This is a genomic window from Burkholderia sp. BDU5 (genome assembly GCF_001522845.1).
GTDB lineage: Bacteria > Pseudomonadota > Gammaproteobacteria > Burkholderiales > Burkholderiaceae > Burkholderia > Burkholderia mayonis.
Genome location: NZ_LOWC01000167.1, coordinates 35,157 through 51,535 on the forward strand (window position 1 = coordinate 35,157; position 16,379 = coordinate 51,535).

The window sequence follows — 16,379 nt, forward strand, 5'->3', positions numbered from 1 at the left end:
CTCAAAAGGTTTCCCAGTCGTCGTCGGAGGACGCCGAGGCGGCCGCGGGCTTCGACTCGCCCGACAGCACCGGGCGCTTGAGCGCGAAGGAGGACGCGGAAGCGGCGGCAGCTTGCGGCGCGGCGGCCGCGCCGGCCTTGCTTGGCGACGGATGCGCGGCTGCGCCCGGCTTCGCGAGCTTCGGCGCATAGGCGGAAGACGCCGGGGACGCGGCCGACTTCGGCGCGTCGGCGGGCTTCTTCGCGGGCTGCGGCGCAGTGCCATGCGCCGCGCGGGCGCCGAGTGCGGCAGCCGGCGCCGCGGCGGCCGAAGCCGACGACGATCCGGACGCGCCGGTGGTCGCAGGCTCGCCGGCAGCGGGCGCGCGTGACGTCGTCGAAGCAGCCGACGGCTCGCTCGGCGACCCCGCGTTCGCATGCGCCTTCGCACCCGACGAAGCCGCGGCGGACGCGATCCCGCCTTCGACCCGCCAGACCGACACGACCTGCGTCATCTGCCGCGTCTGCTCTTCGAGCGACGCGGCAGCGGCGGCCGCCTCTTCGACGAGCGCCGCGTTCTGCTGCGTGACGGCGTCCATCTGGCTGACCGCGCGATTCACCTGGACGATACCCGTCGACTGCTCTTCGGACGCCGCGCTGATCTCGCCCATGATGTCCGTCACGCGGCGCACCGCCTGAACGATCTCGGCCATCGTCGTGCCCGCGCGCTCGACGAGCGCCGAGCCGCTTTGCACCTTGTGCGCGGAGTCGCCGATCAACTGCTTGATTTCCTTGGCGGCCGTCGCGCTGCGCTGCGCGAGCGAGCGCACCTCGCCCGCGACGACCGCGAAGCCTCGGCCCTGCTCGCCCGCGCGCGCCGCTTCGACGGCCGCGTTCAGCGCGAGGATGTTGGTCTGGAATGCGATGCCTTCGATCGTGCCGATGATGTCGGCGACCTTCGTCGAGCTCGCCGCGATGTCCTGCATCGTCGTGACGACCCGGCCGACGACCTCGCCGCCTTGCGTCGCGATGTCGGAAGCGTTGACCGCGAGCTGGCTCGCCTGCCGCGCGTTCTCCGCGTTCTGGCGCACCGTGCCCGTGAGCTGCTCCATGCTCGACGCGGTTTCCTGCAGCGACGCCGCCTGCGATTCGGTGCGCGCCGACAGATCGGCGTTGCCGCTCGAGATCTCGCGCGCGCCGGCGTCGACCGCCGCCGCGCCGCGATGCACGGCCTTCACCATGTCGGCGACGGCCGCCTGCATCCGGCCGATGCCGTGGAACAGCCGGCCGATTTCGTTCTTGCCCGCGCCCTGCGACGCTTGCGTGAGGTCGCCCGCCGAGATCCGCTCGAACTGCGCGATCGCGACGTTGAGCGGCTGCACGATGAGCCCACGCAGCGCGAAGCGAATGCCGATCACCATCAGGAACGCGATGACGATGCCCGCCGCGATCAACGCAATCATCAGCGAAATGCGCGCCTGCGTCGCGTCGAAGCGCGATTCCGCGCGCTTCGAATACGCGGCGACCACCGCGGACGCCGCGCTGTCGTATGCGACGAACATCGGGCTGATCTTCGTGTCGGCGATCGCGTGATACGCGGCGAGGTCGCCCGCATGCGCGGCCGCGAATTCCGGCTCGACGCCTTCCTTCGTCAGCGTCGCGTAGCGCGCGGCGAGCGCGTCCGTGAGCGCCTGGTCGATGCCTTCCTTCGGTGCCGCGAGATACGTCTGCCAGTTCTGCGCCGACTTCGCGTACAGCTCCTGCGCGCGCGACAGCACCTTCTGCGCCTCGTCGGCGTTGCCGGCCTCGGACAGCGTCTTGAAACGGTCGAGCGCGACGCGCGAGCGCAGCAGGTACGACGACGCGTCGTCGAGCGTGTGGATCGTCGGCAGATCGCCGTGCGCGATCGCGTCGAGCGAGCGGCTCGCGTGATTGAGCGCGTACAGCCCGAGCCCGCCGACCAGCGCGGCGACGAGCACCAGCATTAATCCGACGGCCGTCAGCGTCGTGCGGATCGACCAGTTGTGCAGCATCGTCAGCTCCCCCGTAGTTCCGTTGCGTGCGTCGCGTGCGACAGCGCGGCGCGCCCGTTCACGCGCCGAGCGTGTCGATCAGCGCCATCTCCTTGCTCGTCATCAGCTTCTCGATGTCCATCAGGATCAGCATCCGGCCGTCGACCGTGCCGAGACCCGTCAGGTATTCGGTCGTCAGCACGCCGCCGAACTCCGGCGCCGGCATGATCTGCTCGGTGGACAGCGTGAGCACGTCGGACACGCCGTCGACGACCATCCCGACGACGCGGTGCGCGACGTTCAGGATGATCACGACCGTCTGATGGTCGTAGTCGACGCGGCCGAGATGGAACTTGATCCGCATGTCGACGATGGGCACGATGATCCCGCGCAGGTTGATCACGCCCTTGATGAACTCGGGCGCGTTCGCGATCCGCGTGACGCTGTCGTAACCGCGGATTTCCTGCACCTTGAGAATATCGATGCCGTATTCCTCGTCGCCGAGCGTGAAGACGAGAAACTCCTGGCCCGCCGCGTCGCCCTGCTCGGCGTCGCGGCGGTTGGCCGCGTTCGCGGCGGCCGAATTGTTCGTTTGGACTTCGGACACATTAGCCCCCAGGTCGATGGATGACGTAAGTTAGGACGCGGCGAGCGCGGCGCTCGCGTGCGCGCCGTGCGTCGAGCGGGTTTCGCGATTGAGCGCCGCGACGTCGACGATCAGCGCGACGCTGCCGTCGCCGAGAATCGTCGCGGCGGAAATGCCGTACACCTTGCGGTAGTTCGTCTCGAGGTTCTTGACGACCACCTGCTGCTGGCCCACCAGTTCGTCGATCAGCATCGCGAAGCGGCGGCCTTCCGTCTGCATGATCGTGACGATGCCCTGCGTCGGATCGGTGCGCGCGTCGTCGACCGAGAACACCTCGTGCAGCGCGACGAGCGGCAGATATTCGCCGCGCACGCGCACGACGCGCTCGCCGTTGCCGATCGTGTAGATGTCTTCGGCCGACGGCTGCAGCGACTCCATCACGAAGTTGAGCGGCAGGATGAAGATCTCGCTGCCGACCTTCACCGACATCCCGTCGAGAATGGCGAGCGTGAGCGGCAGCACGATCCGCGTCGTCGTGCCACGGCCGGCCTGCGACGAGATCTCGACGTGCCCGCCCATCGACTGGATGTTGCGCTTGACGACGTCCATCCCGACGCCGCGGCCGGACACGTCGGTCACGACTTCGGCCGTCGAGAAGCCCGGCGCGAAGATGAGGTTCCACACCTCGTCGTCGCTGATGTTCTCGGAGATCTGCATCCCCTGCTTCGCGGCCTTCGCGAGGATCCTGTCGCGGTTCAGGCCCGCGCCGTCGTCACTGACCTCGATCACGATGTTGCCGCCGTGATGCGCGGCCGACAGCACGAGCTGGCCGACCGCATCCTTGCCCGCCGCGCGGCGCGCCTCGACGGTTTCGATCCCGTGGTCGAGGCTGTTGCGCACGAGGTGGGTGAGCGGATCGATGATCCGCTCGATGAGGCTCTTGTCGAGCTCGGTCGCCTGGCCGAACGTGACGAGCTCGACCTGCTTGCCGAGCTTGCCAGCAAGGTCGCGCACGAGCCGCGGGAAGCGGCTGAACACATAGTCCATCGGCATCATCCGGATCGACATCACCGCTTCCTGCAAATCGCGCGCGTTGCGCTCGAGCTGCGCCATGCCGTTGTACAGGCGGTCGTGCAGCGCCGGATCGAACGCGCTCGTCGTCTCCGCGAGCATCGCCTGCGTGATCACGAGCTCGCCGACGAGGTTGATCAACTGGTCGACCTTCTCGACGCCCACGCGGATCGAGCTGCCCTCCGCGCTCGCAGCGGCGACCGGGCGCGGCTTGCGGTCGTCGTGATGCTGCGCGGCGGCTTGCGCCGCGCTTTGTGCGGCGGGAGCCGCGGCCGCCGGCGCGGCGGCGGCCGCGACGGGCGCACTCGGCGCGGCGGGTTGCGCAGCCGGCTTCGCTTCGGCGGCGGGCGCCGCCGGCCGGGCCGTGGCCGGTTCCGCCGCGGCTTCGGCGAGCTCAGGCTCGCGTTCGGCTTCGTACGACTGCGACGCCGCCTGCGTCGCGGCGGCCGCCTCGGACTGCGCCGCTCCGGCGCCCGGCGCGGTGCCGCGACCGATCGCGATCTGGCTTTCGTCGATCACGAAGCAGCACACGGCGATGATGTCGTCCGACGGCACGTCGGTTTCGAGCCACAGCGTGAGCGCGTCGCCCGCCTTCACGCGGCCGACGATCTGCCCGAGATTGCCGAGCTCCTCGGTCAGCAGTTCCTGGTCCTTGTCGCCGACGCCCGTCAGCGTGATCTTCAGATGCGGGCCGTCGCCGCCTGCGGCGTCGGGCGCGCCGGGCGCCGGATGCGCGGCCTCGACTGCCTGCTCGACGACGTGCTCGGGCACGCCGAGGAGGTCTACCGTCGGCGCGGCGGGTGCGGCAGACGCGGCGGCTGGAGCGGGCGCAGCCGGTTGAGCCGCGGCCGGTGCCGCCGCTGCGGCAGGCGCTGCCTGCGCGCCGCTCGCAGACGCTTTCAGCCGTTCGAGCTTCCCGCAGATCGCGGCGGCCGCGGCCGCGTCGGGCTCGGCACTCGCGCGGTAGTCGGCGAGCTGGTCGGACAGCACGTCCTTTGTCTCGAGGAACGCATCGACCATCTCCTTCGTCAGTGTCAGTTCGTGGTTGCGCGCGCGATCGAGCAGCGATTCGAGGATGTGCGTCGTCTCCGTGAGCGCGGTGAAGCCGAACGTCGCGGCGCCGCCCTTGATCGAATGCGCGGCGCGGAAGATCGCGGCCAGATCCTCGGGATCGGGCGAGGCGACGTCCAGGTTCAGCAGGAGCTGCTCCATCTGCGCGAGCAGCTCGTCGGCTTCGTCGAAGAACGTCTGATAGAACTGTGTGATATCGAGAGTCATGCCGGTTCACCGCATAAAAACGTCGTGTTCATCACGAAAGGCTCGACGACGACGCAAGCGCCGCGACGAGCTCGAGCAGCGCGTCCGGGTCGAGCGGCTTTTCGATCCAGCCGGTCGCGCCCGCGGCGCGCGCCGCGTCCTTGAACGCATCGCCGTTCTCGGTCGTGAGGACGAGAATCGGCGTCGCCTCGTAAGCGGGCTGCCCGCGCAGCGCCGCGATCACCTCGAGGCCGTTCTTCTTCGGCATGTAGTGATCGGTCAGCACCAGGTCGAACGTCGCGGCCAATGCAACCTCGAGTCCGGCCTCGCCGTCCGAGGCGACGGTCACGTCGTAGCCCGCTTCGCCGAGCGTCGCGTGCAACAGCGTGCGCATCGTGGCGGAATCGTCGATGGCGAGAATGGTTCGAATCATGTCGTGTCTCGAATGCGTGTCTCGAAAGCGTCAGGGTTTCTGTGCGGCGGGGCTCGAGGCGCCCGGCGAAGCGGGCGCGGCGGCCGCGCCGGGCGGCGTGATCTGCTGCGCGAGGCGTGCCGAGCCGGCCGCGTCGGACGACAGCGTCGTCGTCGTCGCGTCGTCGCGCATCAGCGCGAGCTCGGATTTGCGGTTCAGCACGATGATGCTGATCCGGCGGTTCTCCGGATCGAGCGGATCCGCCTTGTTCAGGTTCTGCGTCGACGCGAGGCCGAGCACGCGCAGCACCTTCGCCTCGTCCATGCCGCCCGCGATCAGCTCGCGGCGCGACGCGTTCGCGCGATCGGCGGACAGTTCCCAGTTGCTGTAGCCCTTCTCGCCGCCCGCGTACGGCACGGCGTCGGTGTGGCCCTGGACGACGATGCGATTCGGCACGTCGTTGAGCGTCTTGCCGATCTCGCGAAGGATGTCGCGCATGTACGGCTCGACGGCGTCGCTCGACATCGCGAACATCGGCCGCTTCTGTGTATCGACGATCTCGATGCGCAGCCCCATCAGCGTCGAATCGATGCGGATCTGCTGCTTGAACTGGCGCAGCGTCGGGTTCGCCTCGATCGCCGCCATCAGCTTCACCTGCAGGTCGTGCAGCCGCACCTGCTCGCGGCGCTCGAGCGAGCCTTGCGCCTGCGCGAGCGCTTCGTCCTCGCTCTTCTTCGCGATGCGGTCGGCGAGACTGGTCGAACCGTCGGTGCGGCGCGTCGCGCCGGCTTCGATGCTCGAAATGTCGCGGCCGCCGCCCTTGACGATGCTCGAATCGTCGGCGCTGCGGTCGCCGCTGCCGAAGATCGCAGCCTTGAGCGGCGTGTTGAAGTACTCGGCGATCCCCTTCAACTGCACGGGCGTCACAGCGGAGAGCAGCCACATCAACAGGAAGAACGCCATCATCGCGGTCATGAAGTCCGCGTACGCGAGCTTCCATGCACCGCCGTGGTGCCCCTTCTTCTGCTGGTTCACCCGCTTGACGATGATCGCCTGATCCTTGCCTTTGCTCATGTCGGGGCCCTCGCGCTCACTTCGCTTTCACGCGGCGCACGTGCTCTTCGAGCTCGGCGAACGACGGGCGCTCGGTCGAGAACAGCACCTTGCGGCCGAACTCGACCGCGATCGCGGGTGCGTAGCCGTTCAGGCTCGCGAGGATCGTCACTTTGATGCACTGGAACATCTTGGTCGACTCGGCGACGCGCTGCTCCGCGAGGCTCGACAGCGGGCCGATCAGGCCATACGACAGCAAAATGCCGAGGAACGTGCCGACGAGCGCCTGCGCGATCATCGCGCCCAGCACCGCGGGCGGCTTGTCGGCGGACGCCATCGTGTGGACGACGCCCATCACCGCGGCGACGATCCCGAACGCCGGCATCGCGTCGCCAACGCGCATCAGCGCGTGCGCGGGGCCTTCGCCTTCCGCGTGGTGCGTCTCGATCTCCTCGTCCATCAGGCTTTCGATCTCGAACGCGTTCATGTTGCCACCCACCATCAAGCGCAGGTAGTCGGTCAGGAATTCGACGATGTGCTTGTCGGCGAGGATCTTCGGATACTGGGTGAAGATCGGGCTCTTCTCGGGGTCGTCGATGTCCGCCTCGAGCGTGAGCGTGCCTTCCTTGCGCGCCTTCGCGAGCAACACGTACAGGAGCGCCATCAGCTCCATGTAGATGTCCTTGTTGTACTTCGAGCCCTTGAACAGCGAGGGCAGCACGCGCAGCGTCGCCTTGATCGTCTTGATGCCGTTGCCGAGGATGAACGCGCCGACGCCCGCGCCGACGATCATCAAGATCTCGACCGGCTGAACGAGCGCGCCCAGGTGTCCGCCCGCCAGCGCGTAGCCGCCGAACACGGACAACAACGTCACGAGAGTTCCCACGAAAATCAGCACTGCCTGTCCCTCACGAATGCGCGGCCGGGAGGCCGCCGTTAAGTGGTTTACGGCAGTCGGAACGAAAACTTTGAGAACCGCCCCGGAGAGGCCCGCCGGTGTAAACCAGCAGATGGGGAAAACGGCGCGCCGCCCGACGGACGGCGCGGCTCGACAGCCGGAGCGAACGCTCGCTCGCCCGCGGCTTATGCGGTTTGTCGACTTATGCGGCGATGGCGGCCCGGCCGGCCAACGCGGCGGCCTTGCGGGTCTTGCCCGCGCGCGACGGCGGCTGGCAGAGACCGCACACGTAGCCGTGATGCGGATCGTGCGCGTGCGCGACAAAGTGTCCGCCACAGCGGGTGCACGGTGTCATCTGCAGCATGCCGGAATCGAAGAAACGCACGAGCGTCCAGGCGCGCGTGAGGCTCAGCGCCGCTTCGTCGTCCGACATACCGACGTGCTCGAGGTACAGCCGGTATGCCTTGACGATCGCCTGGATCGACTCGCAGCCGCCGTGCTCGCGCATGAAACGGTAGATGTTATAGAACAGCGAAGAATGAATGTTCGGCTGCCACGTCATGAACCAGTCGGTCGAGAACGGCAGCATCCCCTTCGGCGGCGAAACGCCCTTCAGCTCCTTGTAGAGCTTGATCAGGCGATCGCGCGACAGGTTCGTCTCGGCTTCGAGCAATTGCAGCCGCGCGCCCAGTTCGATCAGTTCGATCGCCAGGGTGATCTCCTTGACCTCGATCACTACGCTCTTGGACGCCATCGCCGCTCCCCGCTATTTCCGTTAATCGAACAATAAGATTGACAATTTCTGCAGATGCATCAATGCGCCCGAACGGGAGACGCGGCTTCCCTCAACGGAAGCTTTCGACCGGCTGACCGGCCATCAGGATCGCCGAGTGCGCGTGCGCGACGGCAGAGCTGCGGCCTTTGTCGGCGAGCGACGACAGGAGCGAGTGATCGTCGAAACGGAAACGGCAGAGCATCTGGTTCGAGGCGGCGAGCTTGACCGTCTGGGCAAGCGTCAGGTTCACGAGCACGTCGGCGAGTTCCTCCGAAATCCCCATGCGGAACATGCCCATGGCCTTGTCCTCGCGCAGCAGTCGTTGCGCGAGCAGCAGGTAAGACAGGTTGACTTCGTTGATCTCGGCGAGCATTTCGCTGGTTGCGCTCATGATTCGATTCCCCCGTAAGAAATCTTTGGCCAATCGGTGATGCCAATGAAAACGTTTGCTCGATCTACCCAGTAAGGCCGGGCAATCGGCTTGTTTATATTCTTACGGGCATTTTGGCCAATCAGCGGGGACGCCGCTATCAGTGAAGGGGAATGCGCTTTGCCGGAATTGTCTGTAAACCGTGTAGGAATTTTTCTGACATAGCGCGGGGTGGCCGGCGGAGCCGCCCATCTGGCCGAAAGTCGCGCCAGTCAGCGCAGGGGGAAACACTATCTTCAGGCGCGGCAGCGGCAAAACGGCGCAATCCGCTCGAATGGACGGACGACTTTCGCATTCCGTTTTTGCCACATGCTAGCCATTCGGCCGGGCGATTTCTAGGGTTTTCGCGTATTTCATCCTGTAACAAGGGTTAAGCGTTTGAAAAATCCCTCGATACCGCGCGGACGATCCCGATAATGAATCGGAACGCCCGGTCCGGCGACATTCGCCGAGCACCGCTTGCTTGCCCCAGGGCAGGCGCCCGCCGCTCATCGGGAGCGTTGCTCGCGGCATCCGTCGGCGAGTTCCGCTCTCTTCGCAACGGAGATCGCTCATGCGCATTGCCCAAATCGCCCCGCTCTACGAAGCCGTTCCGCCCAAACTCTACGGGGGCACCGAGCGGGTCGTGTCCTATCTGACCGAGACGCTCGTCGAAATGGGGCACGACGTCACGCTGTTCGCAAGCGGCGATTCCGTCACGTCGGCGCGCCTCGAGGCCGCCTGGCCGCGCGCGCTAAGGCTCGATCCGTCGATCCGCGACGGAATGGCGCCCCATATGCGCCTTCTCGAGCAGGTTGCGCGCGTCGCACATACGTTCGATGTCCTGCACTTCCATCTCGACTACCTGCCGTTTCCGCTGCTGTCGCGTCTCGATGCGCCGTTCGTCACGACGCTGCACGGCCGCCTCGACCTGCCGGAACTGCAGCCCGTGTTCGACGCGTTTCCGAACGCGCCCGTCGTGTCGATCTCGGACTCGCAGCGCACGCCGCTGCCGCAGGCCGGTTGGGCAGGCACCGTCTACCACGGGCTGCCCGCCACGCTGCTCACGCCGCAGGCCGACCGCAAGCCCGAATATCTCGCCTTCCTCGGCCGCATCTGTCCGGAAAAGCGCGTAGACACCGCGATCCGGATCGCAGCGCAAAGCGGCCTCCCGCTCAAGATCGCGGCGAAGGTCGACAAGGTCGACGAGGATTATTTCAAGACCGAAATCGAGCCGCTCCTCGATTCCGCGCATGTCGAGTTCATCGGCGAGATCAACGAGGCGCAGAAGCCGGCGTTTCTGTCAGGCGCGAAGGCGCTGCTGTTCCCGATCGACTGGCCGGAGCCGTTCGGCCTCGTGATGATCGAGGCGATGGCGTGCGGCACGCCCGTCGTCGCGTTCAACCGCGGCTCCGTGCCGGAAGTGATCGACGACGGCGTGACGGGCTTCATCGTCGAGGACGTGCAAGGCGCGGTGGGCGCGCTGCACCGGATCGACGAATTGTCGCGCGATGCAATCCGCGCGCAATTCGAGCAACGTTTCAGCTCGCACGCAATGGCGCGGCGCTATATCGACATCTATGAAACGCTGCGCGAGTCGGCCAAGCAACCACAATGGCGACGCGCGGCGGCGGGTTAACCCTTTAGCCGGCGCCATTGCAGAAATGATGCGCCCATTACGTCCCACAGAGAAGAAAGCCGCATCGGTAAATGCGGCTTTCTTTTTGCCAAGCGCTCGATAATCAGCCGATCAAAAACCGCTCACGGTTTTTGCCGACGATCCAATGCGGTGGCTTCCCGCGGCCGCTCCACGTGCTGCCGGATTTCGGATCGCGGTATTTGGGCGGCAGTGGTCCTTTCTTCGGCGGACGACCGCGCCTTGCGCGTTCGGCGAATCCCAGATCCTGCGCCGTCAGCCCATACTCGGCGATCTTGCCTTGCAGCTCGGCGATCACGGCCGCGACTTCCTGATGACGCACCTCGTCCGCCTGAGCCTGCAGCTCGGCGATCTGCGCCTTGATTTTCGCGTATTGAGACATTTCGACTCCCTATATCATGATCCGCCTGGCATTTCCCAGCCTAGACACAAAGGATCTATTGCGCAATCGGAATTGCTACGAAATCCACCAAATTTATTTCGTCTGATAAATTTTAAAAATCAATTGCAATACTCCTGCAATGCGGCCTTATTCTAATAAAAACACTGATCGGCCAATCTCAATTTGACAATCGTTGACCCTTCACAATCCGTAAGATTTCCTATAATCCAGACGGCGTTCGTGGATGCGTCCCCGCTTTTGGCGGCGCGATCCGTTTTCGATTTACATGACCAGGAGCCACTTCAATGAAATTACCTCAGCGTCTCGCAGCGGAAGTGTTCGGCACGTTCTGGCTCGTTCTAGGCGGCTGTGGCAGCGCCGTGCTGGCGGCCGCTTATCCGGGCCTCGGAATCGGCTTTGCCGGCGTCGCATTGGCCTTCGGCTTGACGGTCCTGACGATGGCGTTCGCAATCGGCCACGTCTCCGGATGCCACCTGAATCCTGCCGTGAGCGTCGGCCTGACCGTGGCGGGACGTTTCCCGGCCCGCGATCTCGTGCCGTATGTCGTCGCGCAGGTCGTCGGCGCCACGCTCGGCGCGTTCGTGCTGTATCTGATCGCGACCGGCAAGCCGGGCTTCGACGTCGTCGGCAGCGGCTTCGCGACGAACGGCTATGACGCGCGCTCGCCCGGCCATTACTCGCTCGCGGCCGCGTTCCTCTGCGAAGTCGTCCTGACGGGCTTCTTCCTTTTCGTAATCCTCGGCTCGACCGACAAGCGAGCGCCAGCCGGCTTCGCGCCGATCGCGATCGGCCTGTGCCTCACGCTGATCCACCTGATCTCGATCCCGGTGACGAACACGTCGGTGAACCCGGCGCGCTCGACGGGGCCGGCGCTCTTCGTCGGCGGCGAGGCGATCGGCCAGCTGTGGCTGTTCTGGGTAGCGCCCATCATCGGCGCGGCGATCGCCGGTGTGGTGTACCCGCTCGTCGCGGGCCGCGACGAAAGCTGACGCCGGCGCGGCAGGATTCGCGCCGGCCGTCCGCACCTCGCCTCACGGGGCGACGCGACAGAGGGATACGATCATTCGCCCCTCGCCGGTCAGCGGCGACGGGGCGAAGCCGGAACGGGCGCCGTGGCGCCCGTTTTTTCATCGACGGCGGCTTGCCGTGCGCGTCAGTGCGTCGCGGAATCCTCGAGCACGAACAGCGTACGCAAATGGCGCGCGACGCCCGCTTCGAAATTGTTGCCGATCCGCGGCACCTTCGGCAGACGCGAGACGAGATCGGGATTCGCGTTGTTCATCATGAACGGGTGCCCTGCCGTCTCGAGCAGATCGATGTCGTTCATGTTGTCGCCGAACGCGACGCAATGCGCGGAATCGACGCCGAGCCGCTCGAGCACGACACGCAGCGCGCGCCCCTTCGACACGTTCGCCGTCATCACCTCGAGGCAATCGGGTAGCGAGTACGTGACGTACAGCGCGTCGCCGAACTGGCGCGCGAGGTTGTCGGAAATGACGGCCAGATCCCCCGGCTCGCCGATGTAAAGCACCTTCGCGATGTCCGCGCCGTCGTGCGACAGCATATCGACGACGTCGTAGCGAAATCCGGAATCCTGATGGAATGCGAGCAGATGCGGCGCGTCGCGGTCGATCAGCCAGCCGTCGTTCGTGAAGAGATTGACGATCACGCGGCCGTGCGGGCCGACAAGCTCGGGCCGCACCAGTTGCCGCACCGTGTCGGCGGGCACGTCCTGCGCGTGGATCCGCGTATCGTCGGGCGCATGCACCCGCGCGCCGTTCGACGTGATCAGGTACGGCCGGATGCCGAGCACGTCGCGAATGCCGGCGACGTCCGCATAGTGGCGTCCCGTCGCGATCACGAAGCGCACGCCGTCGCCCGCGAGCCGCCGTACCGTGTCGATCGTGTACAGATCGAGCTGGTGATCGCTGTTGAGCAGGGTTCCGTCGAGATCGGTTGCGATGACTTTGTACATGGCGGACATCGGAGGATGCGGGGGGCGCAGAGAGAAGCGGACATTCTATCGTCGGATGGAAAACGCTGCTCGCCGATGTCCGTTCACGCTCGTCGCACTCATTGCCGCGCCGTGAGCCCGAGCCTTGCCGCTTCCTGTGCGGCAAGCCGCAGTGCGCCGTGCGCGGAGTCGGCTTGCGGCGCGACGAGCCGCGCACGGTGGGGCTCCGGCACCGCGCTCACGAGCGCGTCGGCAAGCCCGCCGCACAATGCGACGGGCAGCGCCGCAGCAGGATCGAGCGCATCGATCATCTTGCCGATCTCGGCGCCCGCTTGCTCGATCCATTGCGCGGCGGCCGGATGGTCGCGATGCGCGAGCACGATCGGCGCAAGGCATGCATATGCCGTCTGATTCGCTTCGCATGACCAAACGATGAGCGCGTCGCGATCGGACGCGCCGGTATACGTGACGAGCGCCTGCGCGAACGCGTCGAGCGGAGCGCGGCCGTCGAGCGCCTGCTGCGCATACGACAGCGCGCGCAGGCCGAGCCATGCGCCGCTCGCCTCATCGCCGGACGGAAAGCCGTACCCGCCCGCGATCCGGCAGGCGCCCGTCTCGTCAAGCGCGGCGGCAATGCTGCCGGTGCCGAGCGCGACGACGACGCCCGGCGCGCCGCCGTGCGCGCCGACGACAGTCGTGTATGCGTCGCTTTCGACCGCGAGCGCGGCAAGCGGCGCGCTCGCGCGAAATGCGCTCAGCCACTCGCGATGGTTCACGCCGGCAAGGCCGCAGCCAAGCACGCAGCGCTGCCAGTCGAACGCGACGCCAGCCCGCGCGCAAGCGTCCATGCAGGCGCCCCCGATCGAGCGCCACGCGGCGTCGATGCCGAGCGCGAGCCCCGACGGCCCACCGCTGCCTTGCGCGAGTTCGCGCCCCTGCGCATCGGCGAGCACCGTACGGGTGCCCGTGCCGCCGCCGTCGACGCCGATCAGAAAAATGTCATTGCCCATTGCCGCTTCAGTCCAGATGATTCGTCGAAGTGTCACTGATGTAAGAGCTTAACCGCAACGGCCCGCCGCGCCCATCGGCCGAACGGCCAGGCTTGCACGCGCTCGCCGATCCGTTATGCTGGCGCGACCAGATCGACGAAACAGGCGAGAGATGCCGATGCAGGAACGCTGCAATTGGGTAAAAACCGAAGCGGACGCTCACTATCACGATACCGAATGGGGCGTGCCGTCGCACGACGACCGGCACTTGTTCGAAATGCTCGTGCTCGAGGGCGCACAGGCAGGCTTGTCATGGTCGACGATCTTGAACAAGCGCGCCGGCTATCGCGCGGCGTTTGCCGACTTCGACGTCGACAAGGTCGCCCGTTTCACGCCGAAGCGGATCGACGAGCTGGTGCTCGATGCGCGCATCGTACGCAACCGCGCGAAGATCGAGGCAACCGTCGCGAACGCGCGCGCGGTCCAGCAGATTCGCGCGGAGCACGGCTCGCTCGCGGCGTTCCTGTGGTCGTTCGTCGACGGCGCGCCGTTACAGAACGCATGGGCGTCGTACCGCGAAGCGCCGGCGTCGACCGAGCGCTCGGATGCACTCAGCAAGGCGCTCAAGCGCTACGGCTGCAAGTTCGTCGGCTCGACGATCTGCTATGCGCTGATGCAGGCGACGGGCATGGTCAACGACCACGAGAAGAACTGTCCATGCCGCGCGCGCTGCGCGGCGCTCGGCAAGAAGATGGGGAAAAAGGGGTCGGCGGCATGACGCTTGGGCATCCGGCCACGTGCGTCAGCGACGATCTCAGCCGAACTGCGGGGCGTCGGTTCGCGGGGCTGGGCGTGAAGTAGAAGCAGCGGACCGTCGAGCCGCCTTCGATTGCACTCGGCGAAGCGGGCGTGAATTCGAAGATGGGCGTGTGTCGATCGACGACCCGATGAACCGGCGGCCTCGGGAGCATCGGGAGTTCCAGCACGCGGACGACGTGAAACCAGGCGATCCACGCACGGCGAGCGCCGCCGCGAAGATCGACCTCTGGTGCGGCGAGCACGCGCCGCGCTCGATCGAGCGCGCGGCGCGTGTGGTGTGTCGCGACCGCTTGCACCCGCCCTGCCCGGCTGCTGCCCGCGCGACCCAAGCAAAACGGCGGTGCGACTTCTTGCGAAGCGGCACCGCCGTCGAGGCGAAGCGGACGAAGCTTAGTGGAGCTTCTTCGGCAGCATCTGGCTGCGCAGGCGCTTGTGCAGACGCTTCACCGCAGCAGCCTTCTTGCGCTTGCGCACGGCAGTCGGCTTTTCGTACGATTGGCGCTCACGCAGCTCGGCGATCAGGCCATTTTTTTCGATAGCGCGGCGGAAGCGGCGAATCGCCACTTCGAACGGCTCATTTTCTTTCAAAAGAATCGTCGTCATGTCGTTCCTAATTTGCTTGATACGGTCAAAAACGTAGCGGCCAAGCGCCACGCACCGGCCTTCCGGGCGTTTCCACGAACGGGCGAAACGAGCGGGTAAGCGGCCTCGGAGGCCGGAAAAGAGAGGCGGAATGCACCGCGAAACGCCCGGCAATCAACACCAGACGCCGCGTTTGACTGCCAGCAGACATGCCCTACGCATCCACGTAAACGGCAAAGGCGTGACAGAAATCTCAATTCAGCCAATCATCATAACAGGTAATTGTCGGCTGAGCCAGTGGTTTATTGTTCTTCCAAGGCTTCCGCATGAAGACCCTTGTCAATCAAGGCCAAGAATGGAACTTCGCAGCTCAGGGTCCCCAGCGGCGAGGTTGCGGATATTTTTGAGGCTGACTTTCTTGGGCTGCTGTTGCTGGGCCAGCCGGGCCAGATTAAGGGTCATTTTTCGCAAGGTCGCCATATTGCGGGCAGCTACTTTGTCGTGGATCAGACAGGCATCCTCGGCCCACGAAACATCCAGCACCCTGTGCAACTGGTTTTCGATGCCCCAATGGGCCCGGATCAATTGCATCATCTCTGCCGCCTTGGCCGGCTTCGAACTGATGGAGTAGCGCAGCTCGGTCGCGAGCTTCTCACCGATCCGGCGCGTGCTCTCGATCATCACCAGCCGCTTGATGCCCGCCCATTCCCGTTCCAGCGCCGAGAGCCAGTCCACATCCTCACCGACGCGGCAGATTTGTGTTTCGAGGCGGCCGTGCGACTTGCCATGCTCGACATGCTCCCAGTAGGAGTGCTCCAATTGATCTTGTCGGGCCGCGGTGAACCACTGGCGAATGCCCTCGGCCAGCTTGGGCTGGTTCTCCTTGACCGCCAGCACGTAATCCGCCTTGGCCTCGACGAGGGTTCGTGCAATCTCGTGTTAGGTGCCCATCGCATCGATACTCACCGTCGCCCCGCTCAACTCCAGCGTTTTGAGCAATTCAGGAATCGCCGTCAGCTCGCTGCTCTTGTCGGCCGTGCTCACTTGCGCCAGACTCAAGCCGTTATTCGAGCACCACGCCGACACCAGATGCAGCGCCGATGCCTCTCGGGTGCGGCTGCCGCGCACGCTCTTGCCGTCGATCGCCACATGCTGACCGGCAAGGCTCGGGCACAAACCACTCGTCCAGGCGACAAAGCATTGTTCGAACGGCACCGGATTGAGCGCCGCAAACACCCGGCTGAAGGTATCCGGCGACGGAATGCCGTTCTCGTACGGCAGATGCTTGCGCAGCCACGCCAGTTGGCTACGCCCCCCCACAGCGTCATCGTCTCCGCCCACACAGCACGGCGCACAAGGCTGTCAGTAGAATCTCGTCCAGCGCGTGGCGGCATTTACGGCAACGCGGATCGTATAGATCCTCAAACGCGCCCATGATCGTGGCCACCTCTCGGGTAAAAATCGAAAGTAAACCTCAGGCGATTCTTGCTTACAACCGCCTTCTGCCCTCAAGCCCATTGTTTA

At 65.6% G+C, this 16,379-nt stretch carries 16 protein-coding genes and 1 pseudogene; 3 read left to right on the forward strand and 14 right to left on the reverse strand.

From position 1 onward, the window contains the following. Position 1 precedes the first annotated feature (1 nt). The 8 genes from WS69_RS27555 to flhD all read right to left on the reverse strand — a co-directional run bounded on the left by WS69_RS27555 (position 2) and on the right by flhD (position 8,433). Positions 2 to 2,011: a methyl-accepting chemotaxis protein gene (locus WS69_RS27555; RefSeq protein ID WP_059473813.1), complete on the reverse strand. Its 2,010-nt coding sequence runs from the start codon at positions 2,009 to 2,011 to the stop codon at positions 2 to 4. A 58-nt stretch (positions 2,012 to 2,069) separates the two neighbouring features. After that, positions 2,070 to 2,597 carry a chemotaxis protein CheW gene (cheW, locus tag WS69_RS27560; protein ID WP_059473814.1) on the reverse strand — a complete coding sequence of 176 codons (528 nt, stop codon included), beginning with the start codon at positions 2,595 to 2,597 and terminating at the stop codon, positions 2,070 to 2,072. Positions 2,598 to 2,627: 30 nt separating this feature from the next. Further along, entirely contained in the window at positions 2,628 to 4,925 is a 2,298-nt protein-coding gene (gene cheA, locus WS69_RS27565; RefSeq protein WP_059473815.1) for a chemotaxis protein CheA, read from the reverse strand. A 31-nt stretch (positions 4,926 to 4,956) separates the two neighbouring features. Beyond that, a complete protein-coding gene (locus WS69_RS27570; RefSeq protein WP_059473816.1) occupies positions 4,957 to 5,337 on the reverse strand; it encodes a response regulator in 381 nt (126 codons plus the stop codon). 30 nt (positions 5,338 to 5,367) lie between these two features. Further along, complete coding sequence (motB, locus tag WS69_RS27575; RefSeq protein WP_059473817.1) at positions 5,368 to 6,390, reverse strand: flagellar motor protein MotB; 1,023 nt, start codon at positions 6,388 to 6,390, stop codon at positions 5,368 to 5,370. A gap of 16 nt (positions 6,391 to 6,406) precedes the next feature. Further along, positions 6,407 to 7,267, reverse strand: a complete 861-nt coding sequence (gene motA / locus WS69_RS27580; RefSeq protein ID WP_059473818.1) for a flagellar motor stator protein MotA — start codon at positions 7,265 to 7,267, stop codon at positions 6,407 to 6,409. Positions 7,268 to 7,469: 202 nt separating this feature from the next. Beyond that, entirely contained in the window at positions 7,470 to 8,021 is a 552-nt protein-coding gene (flhC, locus tag WS69_RS27585; RefSeq protein ID WP_059473819.1) for a flagellar transcriptional regulator FlhC, read from the reverse strand. A gap of 91 nt (positions 8,022 to 8,112) precedes the next feature. Next, positions 8,113 to 8,433 carry a flagellar transcriptional regulator FlhD gene (flhD, locus tag WS69_RS27590; protein ID WP_059473820.1) on the reverse strand — a complete coding sequence of 107 codons (321 nt, stop codon included), beginning with the start codon at positions 8,431 to 8,433 and terminating at the stop codon, positions 8,113 to 8,115. A gap of 592 nt (positions 8,434 to 9,025) precedes the next feature. On the opposite strand from flhD, the gene WS69_RS27595 reads away from it, so the two are divergent. Beyond that, a complete protein-coding gene (locus WS69_RS27595) occupies positions 9,026 to 10,090 on the forward strand; it encodes a glycosyltransferase family 4 protein (protein WP_059473821.1) in 1,065 nt (354 codons plus the stop codon). Between the two features lie 103 nt (positions 10,091 to 10,193). Here WS69_RS27595 and WS69_RS27600 read toward each other — a convergent pair whose 3' ends face one another. Beyond that, on the reverse strand, positions 10,194 to 10,490 hold the full coding sequence (locus WS69_RS27600) for an H-NS histone family protein (RefSeq protein ID WP_010107088.1): 297 nt from the start codon (positions 10,488 to 10,490) through the stop codon (positions 10,194 to 10,196). Between the two features lie 305 nt (positions 10,491 to 10,795). On the opposite strand from WS69_RS27600, the gene aqpZ reads away from it, so the two are divergent. After that, entirely contained in the window at positions 10,796 to 11,500 is a 705-nt protein-coding gene (gene aqpZ / locus WS69_RS27605) for an aquaporin Z (protein ID WP_059473822.1), read from the forward strand. 164 nt (positions 11,501 to 11,664) lie between these two features. Here the strand turns inward: aqpZ and WS69_RS27610 are convergent, their stop codons facing one another. Continuing rightward, positions 11,665 to 12,486, reverse strand: a complete 822-nt coding sequence (locus WS69_RS27610; protein ID WP_059473823.1) for a Cof-type HAD-IIB family hydrolase — start codon at positions 12,484 to 12,486, stop codon at positions 11,665 to 11,667. 98 nt (positions 12,487 to 12,584) lie between these two features. After that, positions 12,585 to 13,475, reverse strand: a complete 891-nt coding sequence (locus WS69_RS27615; protein WP_059473824.1) for a BadF/BadG/BcrA/BcrD ATPase family protein — start codon at positions 13,473 to 13,475, stop codon at positions 12,585 to 12,587. 151 nt (positions 13,476 to 13,626) lie between these two features. Here WS69_RS27615 and WS69_RS27620 point away from each other — a divergent pair, with 151 nt between their 5' ends. After that, positions 13,627 to 14,232, forward strand: coding sequence for a DNA-3-methyladenine glycosylase I (locus WS69_RS27620; RefSeq protein ID WP_082716543.1), 606 nt, complete (start codon positions 13,627 to 13,629; stop codon positions 14,230 to 14,232). 431 nt (positions 14,233 to 14,663) lie between these two features. Here WS69_RS27620 and rpsU read toward each other — a convergent pair whose 3' ends face one another. The 3 genes and pseudogenes from rpsU to WS69_RS35385 all read right to left on the reverse strand — a co-directional run bounded on the left by rpsU (position 14,664) and on the right by WS69_RS35385 (position 16,290). Beyond that, entirely contained in the window at positions 14,664 to 14,876 is a 213-nt protein-coding gene (gene rpsU / locus WS69_RS27625; protein ID WP_006401410.1) for a 30S ribosomal protein S21, read from the reverse strand. 318 nt (positions 14,877 to 15,194) lie between these two features. Further along, a pseudogene (locus WS69_RS32545) lies at positions 15,195 to 16,196 on the reverse strand (ISAs1 family transposase). After that, positions 16,180 to 16,290 (reverse strand): transposase family protein, encoded by a 111-nt coding sequence (locus tag WS69_RS35385; protein WP_269434762.1) that lies wholly within the window; start codon positions 16,288 to 16,290, stop codon positions 16,180 to 16,182. The pseudogene WS69_RS32545 and the gene WS69_RS35385 overlap by 17 nt, the downstream one beginning before the upstream one ends. Positions 16,291 to 16,379: the final 89 nt, after the last annotated feature.

Coding starts and splice junctions, on each gene's coding strand:
- WS69_RS27555 (WP_059473813.1), bottom strand. CDS start 2,011: ATGCTGCACAACTGGTCGATCCGCACGACGCTGACGGCCGTCGGATTA.
- cheA (WP_059473815.1), bottom strand. CDS start 4,925: ATGACTCTCGATATCACACAGTTCTATCAGACGTTCTTCGACGAAGCC.
- WS69_RS27570 (WP_059473816.1), bottom strand. CDS start 5,337: ATGATTCGAACCATTCTCGCCATCGACGATTCCGCCACGATGCGCACG.
- motB (WP_059473817.1), bottom strand. CDS start 6,390: ATGAGCAAAGGCAAGGATCAGGCGATCATCGTCAAGCGGGTGAACCAG.
- flhC (WP_059473819.1), bottom strand. CDS start 8,021: ATGGCGTCCAAGAGCGTAGTGATCGAGGTCAAGGAGATCACCCTGGCG.
- flhD (WP_059473820.1), bottom strand. CDS start 8,433: ATGAGCGCAACCAGCGAAATGCTCGCCGAGATCAACGAAGTCAACCTG.
- WS69_RS27595 (WP_059473821.1), top strand. CDS start 9,026: ATGCGCATTGCCCAAATCGCCCCGCTCTACGAAGCCGTTCCGCCCAAA.
- WS69_RS27600 (WP_010107088.1), bottom strand. CDS start 10,490: ATGTCTCAATACGCGAAAATCAAGGCGCAGATCGCCGAGCTGCAGGCT.
- aqpZ (WP_059473822.1), top strand. CDS start 10,796: ATGAAATTACCTCAGCGTCTCGCAGCGGAAGTGTTCGGCACGTTCTGG.
- WS69_RS27610 (WP_059473823.1), bottom strand. CDS start 12,486: ATGTACAAAGTCATCGCAACCGATCTCGACGGAACCCTGCTCAACAGC.
- WS69_RS27615 (WP_059473824.1), bottom strand. CDS start 13,475: ATGGGCAATGACATTTTTCTGATCGGCGTCGACGGCGGCGGCACGGGC.
- WS69_RS27620 (WP_082716543.1), top strand. CDS start 13,627: ATGCCGATGCAGGAACGCTGCAATTGGGTAAAAACCGAAGCGGACGCT.
- rpsU (WP_006401410.1), bottom strand. CDS start 14,876: ATGACGACGATTCTTTTGAAAGAAAATGAGCCGTTCGAAGTGGCGATT.
- WS69_RS35385 (WP_269434762.1), bottom strand. CDS start 16,290: ATGGGCGCGTTTGAGGATCTATACGATCCGCGTTGCCGTAAATGCCGC.